The organism is Shimia sp. CNT1-13L.2, from assembly GCF_024331145.1.
In the GTDB taxonomy this organism is placed as follows: Bacteria; Pseudomonadota; Alphaproteobacteria; order Rhodobacterales; family Rhodobacteraceae; genus Shimia.
Genome location: NZ_JANDJO010000008.1, coordinates 38,331 through 48,897, shown reverse-complemented (window position 1 = coordinate 48,897; position 10,567 = coordinate 38,331). Strand labels below are relative to the sequence as shown.

General features: G+C 56.5%; 9 protein-coding genes. 4 read left to right on the top strand and 5 right to left on the bottom strand.

The genetic code is table 11. The annotated features are described in order from the left end of the window. Positions 1 to 215 precede the first annotated feature (215 nt). The 4 genes from NNA36_RS15665 to NNA36_RS15650 form a co-directional block, all read right to left on the bottom strand. Positions 216 to 1,676, bottom strand: coding sequence for an amidase (locus tag NNA36_RS15665; RefSeq protein ID WP_255108722.1), 1,461 nt, complete (start codon positions 1,674 to 1,676; stop codon positions 216 to 218). Positions 1,677 to 1,701: 25 nt separating this feature from the next. Further along, the gene (locus NNA36_RS15660) at positions 1,702 to 3,768 is read right to left on the bottom strand and encodes a proline/glycine betaine ABC transporter permease (RefSeq protein ID WP_255108721.1); all 2,067 of its coding nucleotides are present in this window, start codon (positions 3,766 to 3,768) and stop codon (positions 1,702 to 1,704) included. Positions 3,769 to 3,772: 4 nt separating this feature from the next. Continuing rightward, positions 3,773 to 4,852 carry a glycine betaine/L-proline ABC transporter ATP-binding protein gene (locus tag NNA36_RS15655; RefSeq protein WP_255108720.1) on the bottom strand — a complete coding sequence of 360 codons (1,080 nt, stop codon included), beginning with the start codon at positions 4,850 to 4,852 and terminating at the stop codon, positions 3,773 to 3,775. A gap of 61 nt (positions 4,853 to 4,913) precedes the next feature. Further along, on the bottom strand, positions 4,914 to 5,846 hold the full coding sequence (locus NNA36_RS15650) for an ABC transporter substrate-binding protein (protein ID WP_255108718.1): 933 nt from the start codon (positions 5,844 to 5,846) through the stop codon (positions 4,914 to 4,916). A 173-nt stretch (positions 5,847 to 6,019) separates the two neighbouring features. Here NNA36_RS15650 and betI point away from each other — a divergent pair, with 173 nt between their 5' ends. After that, positions 6,020 to 6,673 (top strand): transcriptional regulator BetI, encoded by a 654-nt coding sequence (betI, locus tag NNA36_RS15645; protein ID WP_255108716.1) that lies wholly within the window; start codon positions 6,020 to 6,022, stop codon positions 6,671 to 6,673. Positions 6,674 to 6,977: 304 nt separating this feature from the next. Here betI and NNA36_RS15640 read toward each other — a convergent pair whose 3' ends face one another. Then, complete coding sequence (locus tag NNA36_RS15640; RefSeq protein WP_255108714.1) at positions 6,978 to 7,637, bottom strand: GntR family transcriptional regulator; 660 nt, start codon at positions 7,635 to 7,637, stop codon at positions 6,978 to 6,980. A 195-nt stretch (positions 7,638 to 7,832) separates the two neighbouring features. Here NNA36_RS15640 and NNA36_RS15635 point away from each other — a divergent pair, with 195 nt between their 5' ends. Genes NNA36_RS15635 through NNA36_RS15625 form a run of 3 tightly spaced genes read left to right on the top strand, consistent with a single transcriptional unit; the run spans position 7,833 to position 10,561 of the window. Next, positions 7,833 to 8,240, top strand: a complete 408-nt coding sequence (locus NNA36_RS15635; RefSeq protein WP_255108712.1) for a TRAP transporter small permease — start codon at positions 7,833 to 7,835, stop codon at positions 8,238 to 8,240. 4 nt (positions 8,241 to 8,244) lie between these two features. Next, entirely contained in the window at positions 8,245 to 9,531 is a 1,287-nt protein-coding gene (locus NNA36_RS15630; protein WP_255108710.1) for a TRAP transporter large permease, read from the top strand. Between the two features lie 19 nt (positions 9,532 to 9,550). Continuing rightward, complete coding sequence (locus NNA36_RS15625; RefSeq protein WP_255108708.1) at positions 9,551 to 10,561, top strand: DctP family TRAP transporter solute-binding subunit; 1,011 nt, start codon at positions 9,551 to 9,553, stop codon at positions 10,559 to 10,561. Positions 10,562 to 10,567 lie beyond the last annotated feature (6 nt).

Here is a 10,567-nt window from a genome sequence, read left to right as displayed (position 1 = left end):
ATCTCAAGTCTCCGATATCCAGATCGTTGAAGATTTGCGCGCGAAACCCGCGGCTTCTGACAGAGCAGTCCGCGTTTTTCTAGAACGACCGGAGTAGTGCCAAGCTTGTTGGTTCTTGCCTTATCTGGTGTTCAATGCCCGTCGATTCCGAGGGACTGTTTAGCTAGCGAAATCGCCCGAATGGCGATTGCGTAAGTTTGCACTAACCGCTTTTCCTAGTCCATCATCGGAATTTGGCTTGCTTCAGAGAGCCAACCTCCGGACTGTTTTTCGAATGCCAGCGCGGCTCTGAATACGGAAGCATCGTCAAAGGTACGACCTACGATCTGAATGCCGGTTGGCACACCCGTTTGGGCAAACCCACTGGGAACGGCCATGACGGGACAATGGTGCAGCATATTGAAGTGATGTGTCAGCACCCAACCGTACTCCGGGTCAACAGTAACTCCTTCAATCTGGAAGTCTTGCGAGGTGGCATCGTGGTCGGCGGGCACGGCAGGAACTGTAGTAGTCGGACACACGAAGAGATCATAGCTCTCCATCAATGTACCAAAGAACTGGTACATCTCATGCTGAACATCCCACGAACGGGAGACATCATCCAGCGTGGTCGCTGCAACGCCCTTGGCGGCTGCAAGGGTATAGTCGTTCAGGTTCTCCGCATTGTTTTTTGCCGCCCACGACGCCTGCCGAAGGTAATGCATCGTGTTGTACCAGTGTGTCGCCGCGTCGTCGCAAGCCTCGGACCAAGGTACCGAAATCTCGGTGATCTCGGCCCCAAGCGCGCGGAACTGTTGCAATGCGGCAAGTGTGTTGCGGCGAACATCTGCATCTACCGGGCGATACCCAAGATCCATGGAGAAGGCGATTTTCACACCGTCCAGACGACCTGCGCGACGCGGCAGATCCACTTTGTCACGCAGGCTGTCATGGTCCCGAGGATGGGCACCAGAAACAACATCCTGAACCAGCGCGAGGTCGGCGACTGTGCGGGCAAGTGGTCCACAGTGGTTGTAGCGGTCAAAGTTGGCTGGCGGCCCATCAGGGTTGCGCCCGTGCGGAGGCTTGAACCCGACGACCCCGCAGCAGCTTGCAGGAATGCGGATCGAGCCGCCAATATCCGTTCCCGTCGCAATTGGGGCAAAGCCGGCAGCCACGGCAGCGCCGGACCCGCCCGAAGACCCTCCGGTGCCGAAATCAGGGTTGAACGGATTGACCGTATTGCCCCACGCCAAGCTGCGACAGACACCCGAAATACAGAACTCGGGGGTTGTGGTCCGCGCGAGGATAATCGCGCCGGCATCTTGCAGTCGTTCAATCATCGGATCAGAAACTTTGTCCGGCGCTGCGTCCATGTGCAAAAGGGAACCGTGTGTTGTCCGCTTACCTTTCACCCTTTGCGCGTCCTTGACCAACACCGGTACGCCGAGCAGGGCACCTTGGGCCAAACCGTTCGCGTATGCCGCATCAGCTGATAGGGCCTGTGCGCGGGCCTCGTCAAAATAAGTGTCGGCCAGCGCGTTCACTAGCGGATTAACCTGTTCGATCCGCCTGATCAGCGCCTCAACCAAATTGCTGGGCTTGAGGTCGCCGGAGCGAAAGGCGACTAGAGCGTCATTCGCCGAGAGATAGCACAGCTCAAGGTAGGACATCGGATCAAGAATGGCGTCTTCCATTGGCGCCTCCCGTTGTTTCTTGTGGTCAGAGTGGGGTGGCGGCAGACACGCCAAGGCGCGCCTGAACCTGTTTGCTGAACCCTTGGGTGATGCGGTCGGCAATCATTGCGATAATAGCCATTCCCAGTCCGGCCGTCATGCCGACGCCAAAGTCACCGTCGCCCAGGCCTATATAGATTTGCTGTCCAAGGTCATCGGTACCGACCAATGCGGTGATCACCAGCATCGAGATACCAAACATGATGGTCTGGTTCAGACCCAGCATGATCGACGGTACGGCCAGGGGCAGCTTGACTTGCCACAGGAGCTGGCTGCGCGTGGTGCCAATGGCGGTCGCGGCTTCGATCACGTCATGGGACAGGTTTCGCAAGCCGTGTTCGGTATAGCGGATCGCGGGTACGATTGAGTAGACAACGATTGCCAGAAGCGCAGTGAACTCGCCGATCTTGAAGATCATCACGAAAGGAATGAGGATCACGAAGAGTGGCATAGTTTGCAACGTATCGATGACCGGGCGTACGATACGTGATACGATGGCATTCTCCGAAGCCCAGATACCGATGGCACTGCCAAGAGTGAAGGCGACTAAAACGCCCACGCCACAGAGGTAGATCGACACGATTGAGGCTTCCCAGACGCCGGTGAACAGGAGGAACGACAGACCGGCGAGGGACCAAACTCCCAATCCGCGCCCTCCTGCCTGCCAGGCCAGAGCCAGGATGATAACAACGGCTGCTACCCACGCTAGTCCGGTCAGGCCGACAAACAGTACGAGACAGAACAAGATGAGCGACAACGCCTGTAATTTGCGGCCACGCAGGAACAGCAGCAGGGCCAGAGCCGCTACGACTGCTGCGTAAGCAGCGATAACCGGCGGGGTCATTGCAAATCCCCAGGTAAAGGGGCTGACAGCTTGAGACAGGCCGATTTTGATTGGCAGCATCACGAAGAAGAACGCAGCGGTTTTGATTGCTTCCAGAGCGCTGCGGAATTCGACAAAGACCCATTCAAGCGCGTCATTCATCGCGGGAGCCGGGTTCAGAGCCCAGGTTTTAGGCCAGTCGGCCAGCGCAGGGACGATGAAAGACAGGCCGATGGCCCCAACAAACAGACCTGCGAATGGAAGCCAACCAATCTCGGCTCTTGCGGAGCGGACCTGAGAGCGCATCGCAAAGCCCCATGTGATCCTATCGAGAACCATCGCCATTAGGGCGATCACGATACCGGCAAGCAGGCTTTCGCCAAATTGAGCCTTGCGCATGGTCGAAAGGACTTCCCAGCCGATATCGTTGGTGCCGCCGATGATCGATGCAATGATTACCATAGACAGCGAGGCCATCGTGGTTTGGTTCACGCCCAAGAGAAGTTGTCGCTGTGCTGTGGGGACGCGCACGCGCCAGAACAGTTGCGAGGGGGTCGCCCCGCTCATCAAACCGCTTTCGATGACTTCGTCGGGAACTCCCCGGAGGCCGACAATCGTGTTGCGCACCATTGGCGGGAAGGCGAACAGGACTGAGGCCACAAGCCCAACCGTTGTGCCAAAGCCAAACAGAAGCAGGATCGGTAGGAGGTAGGCAAAGGCGGGTACGGTCTGCATCAGGTCCAGTACCGGCATGATTACACGGTTGGCTCGGTCCGACCGGAAGCCCCATGTGCCGACCGCAAACCCCAACGCAACCGCCATTGGGATTGAGATTACCACCAGGGCAAACGAGTTCATCGACTGTTCCCAGAACCCGAAGCTGACCATGTAAATCAAGCTTAGCAAGGTGAAGAGAGCGAGACCGATCCCGCCTGCCCGTAGGGCCATGAAGACCGCAAGTACCAGCCACGCAGCCCAGGGTACGGCATGCAAGACGGATTTGGCGGCCAATATTGGCCAGTCAAGTACCCAAGAAATCGCCTTGAAGGTCCAGCCGAAACTGTCGACGAACCAGCGCATCGCGGCATTCATCGGGTCTGTAACGGGAAGGATCAATGCTTCTGGGAATGTGACAAGCAGGTCTAGAGAGTCTGCAAAGACCACGCAAACGGCAACGGTCAAGGTGACCGCGACCCACATCGGGAACGTGCTGTCAGAGAACTTGTTCATAAGCTCAGTCCTTCACAGCCGAGGCGTCGGACACACCGCTGGCCAGTGCAGCGATCACGTTCTGGCTGGTCATGTGCATCAGTGTGCCGTCATCGTTTTTAACGGCGACACCGGTGTCATGGGACGCGAGGTAGGGCAGCAGCTCGGCCACGTTGGTAGAGGCCGAGACTTCTTTGATGCCTGGGGGCGGAGTGCTATCGGATGCAACGTCGCCAGCGGTCAAGATCAGTTCCCATGGTACATCATTGGTGAACTCTCGGACGTAGTCGTTGACCGGGTTCAGGATCAGATCAACCGGGCGGCCAATCTGCACCACCTCACCGTCTTTCATGATTGCCATCCGGTCAGCAATTCGCAGTGCTTCGAGGAAGTCGTGGGTGATGAACACGATGGATTTGTGCAACTCCTGTTGCAGGCGCAGGAATTCGTCCTGCATTTGGCGGCGGATCAGTGGATCCAGCGCGCTGAAAGGTTCGTCCAGGAACCAGACTTCGGGTTCGACTGCGAGTGAACGCGCAATGCCAACCCGCTGTTGTTGCCCGCCCGACAGCTGGCTGGGGAAGCTGTCTTCGCGCCCCTCAAGCCCAACGAGAGAAATCACCCTTTCTGCTCGTGCAAGACGTTCCTTCGCGTCCATCCCCTGTAGTTTCAAGGGGAATGCAACGTTTTCCAAAACGTTCAGGTGCGGCATCAAACCGAAACTTTGGAAAACCATGCCCATCTTGTGTCGACGAATGTCGATAAGCTCTTTGCCGGACGCCTTCAAAAGGTCCTGACCATCCAAAAGGACTTCCCCAGCGGTTGGTTCCACCAGGCGCGACAAGCACCGTACGATGGTGGATTTCCCGGAGCCTGATAGCCCCATGATGACAAAGATTTCTCCGGGCATGACATCAAAGCTGACGTTGGAGGAAGCAACGATACCATCCTTTTCCCGTATGCTCTGGGCGAGCGACTTTGCAGTAGCATCATCCAGGCTTGAGGCATCTACCTGCCCAAGGTGCTTTTCTGCACCTGCGCCGTAAAGTTTCCAGACGTTCTTGCAAGAGAGTTTGGGGGCGGTTTGAGAAGGCGATGATGTCATTTCGGGAAGCTTTCAAAGAAGGATGGAGCGCAGAATATGCGCTCCATCTAGTCAAGGAGTTTTATTTGGCGGCCGCGATCCAGGGCTGCCAGACATCAGCATTGGCAGACATCCATTCGGCGACTACTTCTTCGACTTCGCGCCCTTTCTGGTCGACCTCGAGGATCAGCGCATTCTGTACCTCGTTGGAGAGGCTCATCTGTTCGACCAGCTTCATCGCATCAGGGTATGTCTCGGCGAACCCCTTCGAGACGATCTTTTCAACGCTGGCCTGTTGGAAGCCGCAAGCTTCACCGCGTTTTTGGTTGGCCTCGTCACAGTCGCCATGCGGAGTGTCCCATTGGACCCAGTTCACCTCGGTTTCGGCGAAGACCCAGTGTGGCTGCCACATCATCATCAAGATCGGCTGCTTGGCCGTGACCGCGCTTTTTAGCTCAGCCAGCATCGCGCCTTCGGATCCACCAGGCACAGGTTTGAAGGGTAGGTCAATCAACTCGACCAGGTCTGCAGACCGAGTGCCCCAATCTGCCGGATAAGTGATCAGGCGACCGTTCGGAAAGGTGTCGGCCGCTGCAAAAGCCTGCGCACAATCATACAATGCCTCGTATGCGGGCAGGCCCGGACACATCTCTTCCATGTAAGGCGGATAGATCCAGCCCTCTTGGGGCTCAAGTCCAAGGCCTCCTACCACTTTGATGTCGCCGCTCTCGATGGCTTTGGGATAGATGTCGCCAACGTTGTTGGTCCAAAGTTCGGGCTGGAAATGCAAACTGCCTTCGGCCAGCGCGGCGATTTGTGGTACAGCGCCAGCAGTAATGAACTCGACGTCATGTCCCAGCTCTTTGAACAACGCACCTGCGAAATGGGCTGAGATATGCTGTCCAGTCCATTCGTTGATAGCGATTTTGATTGGGTCCGCCATGGCAGCGCCCTGGCTGATCAGCACCATGGCCGTAGCAGCAAGACCTGTAGTGACTTTGGATGGGATGTTCATTTGGAAACCTCCGGTTGTTGGTGGTCAGTTTGACCATATTATATATTCGCACCAAAAAGCAGTACGATTGACGGTATTTTGCGGGTGTGGTGGAAAATTTGTCAATAGTGTTTGTTTTTTACTTCTTAGGTGGTAAAATTTTTTAATTGCAATTTGGGAGAAGGCCCGTCTTCATGCGAAAGCAGACGATCAAGATCATACGCCGCAAGCAGCTGACAGAGGCGGCTTTCGACGTCTTAAAAAAGCATGGGATCTCGGGCACCACTTTTGACAAAGTTGCAAAGCAAGCGGGGTTGTCGAAAGGTATTCTTCAGCACTACTTCTCTGGAAAGGAAGCACTTTTCGAGGCGGTGTTGCGAGAGTCAAATGCAGTTACACAACAGAATGTAACCGTGTTGTTTGGTCATAGCAACTCGTCGTGGGAGCGCCTTTACGCAATTATTTATGGCAACTTCGCCCCAACAGTCTTTCAAAGAGAAGTCTGTCATGCTTGGGTTTGTCTCTGCGCCGAGGTGCCGCAAAATCCACAATATGAGCGCATACAAACAGTGATCCATTCCAGAATGCGCAGCAATCTTATGAGCAGCTTGCGGTTTTTGGTTGATTCGTCTCTGGCCGAGAAAATCGCCTTCAATCTGACAACAATGATTGACGGTCTTTGGATGCGGGCCGCGCTTCAACCTGAGCCGATGTCTTCTGAGGAAGCTATCAGCCACTTAGAGTTCACGTTGGACAAACTGTTCGAAGGCGCAAAGGTGGATGATAGTCAGCGGGCAATGGCACGTGATAAAATCTCTACAGTCAGCGGTATCTTGTTCAAAGTGTGAGTGATTGATCACTAGTTTTATGCCTCTGTTACTCTTGCCGCCTAACTGGGCAATTAGGTTCCATACACGCTAGAAACCATTTTTGGGCGAATGTTCGGGATAACCCATGAAAGTGCCCAGTCGGCCCATGTCTGTCCGTCAACCTGGCGAGGAGATCGCGCTTCAGATCAAGCCTGAGCACCTCGCTTTCATCAACGTTCAAAGGCTCGCATTCGAAATTGAGGCCGACAGCATGTTGGCCTGCCGCAGCTTTACCTAGTGTGAGTTTTCAAACACTGGGTGACGCTGGACGAATGGTAGCGGATCAGCTGTCCTCTGTCGCATCGCTCCAATATGAGCCTTCTTTACGATCGATATGTGCTGTTAGGATTTCGAGCGCCTTTTGCGTGTCGCGCTCTTTGACGGCTTCTACCAGCTCGATGTGTTCTCGAAACGACTTGGCCATGTGATCCGGATGCTTGCCCAGCCTATTGCGAAGGGCTGCCATTTTCAGGGCGATCGTCTGGTAAGCATCATTCAGGAATCTGTTGTCCGAGTAGTCAAAAAAGCTCTGATGAAAAACAGTGTCCAGGGCTAGATACTCGACGTCATCGCCCAGCTTCCTTGCCGCACCCATCCGATCAACGCAAGCGCTCAGAGCAGTGGCCAAGTCTTCGGGCCGTTCTCGAATTGCGTGGGTTAGTGCTGCAGTTTCGAGACAAACGCGTGCATCACAGAGTTTTGCCAGTTCGTCAGATTTCAGGCTGAAAACAAACGATCCCCTTTGCGGTTCGACGGTGAGCAGACCTTCCATTTCTAAACGGTTGATGGCTTCTCTTACCGGTGTCCGACTTACCTCAATGTCTTTGGCGATTCGAGCTTCTGAGAGCTGTTCACCAAGGTCGAACTCTCCACTCACAATGCGATCCCTCAAATTTTCGGTCACTAATTCTGTCAATGATTTTGGTCGGTTAAATAGTGTCATGCGGCTCTCCTCATGAAAACTTTATCACCTCCATGATTGGCATACAATATGTCAGCGTTGACACGTGGCATACTGTATGCCAGTTTTAATTCCCACAGCGAAGACGCATCGGGAGGGGCGACTTTGGATAGGTTGGAAACTTGGATAGTTCACTTTAACCGGGCGCTTGTCGCGGTTTCACTGGCAGCGGTTTTCGTGATCGTGTTTGCAAATGTCGTGGGGCGTTACGGCTTTGGCGTGTCCTTTGCCTGGGTGGAGGAAACCGCGCGTCACCTCATGATTTTGGGAGCGTTCTGCGGGGCAGGCCTGGCGCTGCGAGAAGGGCGGTTGGTGGCCATCATGACTTTCCCAGACGCATTGCCTCCGGCGGTGGCGCGGGGGCTGCGCTGGGGCATCGTGCTGGTGATGTTTGCCTTCATGGCGACGATGCTGTGGTTGGGTGTGAAATTCGTCGAGTTCGGCTGGAACAAGGAAACCATGTCGACCGGTATTTCGCGCGGCATTCCCTATCTGGCCATTCCGATCGGTTGCGGGCTTTTCCTGATCCAGCTGGTTTTCTTCGCCAAGCGCTTCGTTGCACAGGATTTCGAGATGGGGTTGTAAACAGATGGCCAAGACTCTGATCATCTTGTTCTTCGCGACCCTGTTTCTGGGGGTGCCGGTAGCTTTCACCATGGGCATTGCTGGGTTGTCGGCAATCTTCATCAACGGCGGGCTGAACCCACTGGTGGCGACTCAGCGGATGTTTGCGGGGATCGACAGCTTTCCGCTGATGGCGGTGCCGTTCTTTATCCTCGCGTCCGAGCTAATGACCGCCTGTGGGCTGACCCGTGCGCTGCTTCGGTTTGCCAATGCGCTGGTTGGTCATGTTCGCGGCGGTCTAGGTCATGTGAATATCCTGGTGTCGATGCTGTTTGCAGGCATCAGCGGCTCGGCCCTGGCTGATGCGGCGGGCCCATCCGCCATCGTCATGCGGATGATGCGCGAGGCTGGGTATGAAAAGAACTATGCCGGCGCGTTGTCTGCGGCGACGGCGACCATCGGGCCGATCATCCCGCCGTCGATCCTGGCCGTGATCTTTGCGATTTCAACCAAGGGCGTTACCGTTGCGGGCCTGTTCCTGGCGGGCATCGTGCCGGGCATCCTGCTGGGCCTGTCGTTGGCAGTGGCAAACCACATGGTGTCGACGCGCCACGGCTATCGGGGTCGCGAAACGCGCGCCACAATGGGTGAGTTGCGTGGCGCGAGCCTGGGGGCGCTGCCGGCGCTGATCATGCCCGCGATCATTCTGGGCGGTATTCTGGGCGGCGTGTTCACGCCGACCGAGGCAGGGGCGGTCGCGTCGGCCTATGCCCTGCTGCTGGGCGTGGTCATGCGGGCCTTTACCCTGCCGGCGCTCTATGGCGCGTTTGTGCGGGCCGCAGTGGTCACCTCTTCCGTGTTCCTGATCGTGGCAATGGCGTCGATATTCGCCTGGCTGCTGACCTATCTGCAGATCCCGCAGGAGCTGGCCAAGCTGATCACCCAGATCACCGAAAACCGTTTGGGTATCCTGTTCATCCTGGCCGGTTTCGCGCTGATCTGCGGCTTCTTCATCGACACGCTGCCGGCGCTGATCATCCTGACGCCGATCCTGGGGCCGATTGCCTATTCGGCCGGGATCGACCCGCTGCAATTCGGGATGATGCTGGTGCTGAATCTGACCATTGGCATGATCACCCCCCCCGTCGGGCCGGTGCTGTTCGTCATCGCCACGGTCGGTCAACTGAAAATCGAAGGTCTGTCACGCGCGATTCTGCCGCTGCTTCTGGCAGAGCTCGTGGTGCTGCTGCTGGTCATTCTGGTCCCGGAAATCAGCACCTTTGTCCCCAACTTCTTTGGATTTGCGAACTGACATGAAAGGGAGGAACCTCATGAAAACCATGTCGAAACTGATGATCGCCACTGCGACCATCGCAATGACCGCCGCGGGCGCTGCCTCGGCCAAGGAACTGAAATACGCACACTTTCAGGCGGCTGACCTGAGCTCACCCAAACACGCGGCTGCGCTGGCGTTCGAGGCCTGCGTCGAGGGCAAGACATCCGGTGGTATTGATGTCCAGATTTTCCCGGCGTCGCAGTTGGGCGGTGGCTCAGAAATCATGGAAGGCCTGCAGCTGGGCACCGTGCAGATGGCAGCGATCCACGATGGTCCGATCTCGGCCGTGTACAAGCCCTTCTCGGTTCTGGCGATGCCCTACCTGTTTGACGATCAGGCCATGGCGTGGTCGGTGATGGACGGCGAATTCGGCGACGCGCTGAACGCGGACATGCTGGCCAAGACCGGCATCCGCAGCTTTGGCGTGGCCGACAACGGCGTGCGCAACTTCACCAACAACGTCAAACCCGTGGCCGAGCCTGCCGATATGGAAGGCCTGAAGATGCGCGTCATGACCGCGCCGGTCTGGGTGACACTGGTGGAAAGCCTCGGTGCTTCCGCCACTCCGGTTCCTTGGCCGGAACTGCCGGGCGCGCTGCAGCAGGGCGTTGTGGACGGTCAGGAAAACGGCGTGACCAACATTGTCAACGCCTCGCTCTATCAGCACCAGAAATACGTCTCGCTGGATGGGCACGTGTTCAGCTGGCACGCCTACCTGATGTCGGACATGTTCTACGAGAGCCTGACCGATGGTGAGAAATCGGCCGTCAGCCAGTGTGTCGAGATCTCGAAAACCATCCACCGTGGAATGACCGCGGCGCAGGACGCCAACGCAACCGCGATCCTGTCGGAAAAAGGCATGGAAGTGGTCCCGGTCAGCCCCGAGCAGAAGGCCAAGTTCCGCGCCGCCGCCCAGCCTGCCGTGCGCGAATACATCGTGAGCGAGATCGGCGCCGAATGGCCGGATCGCCTCGACGCTGCCGTCGCCGCTTACAAAGCGCAATAAACCATG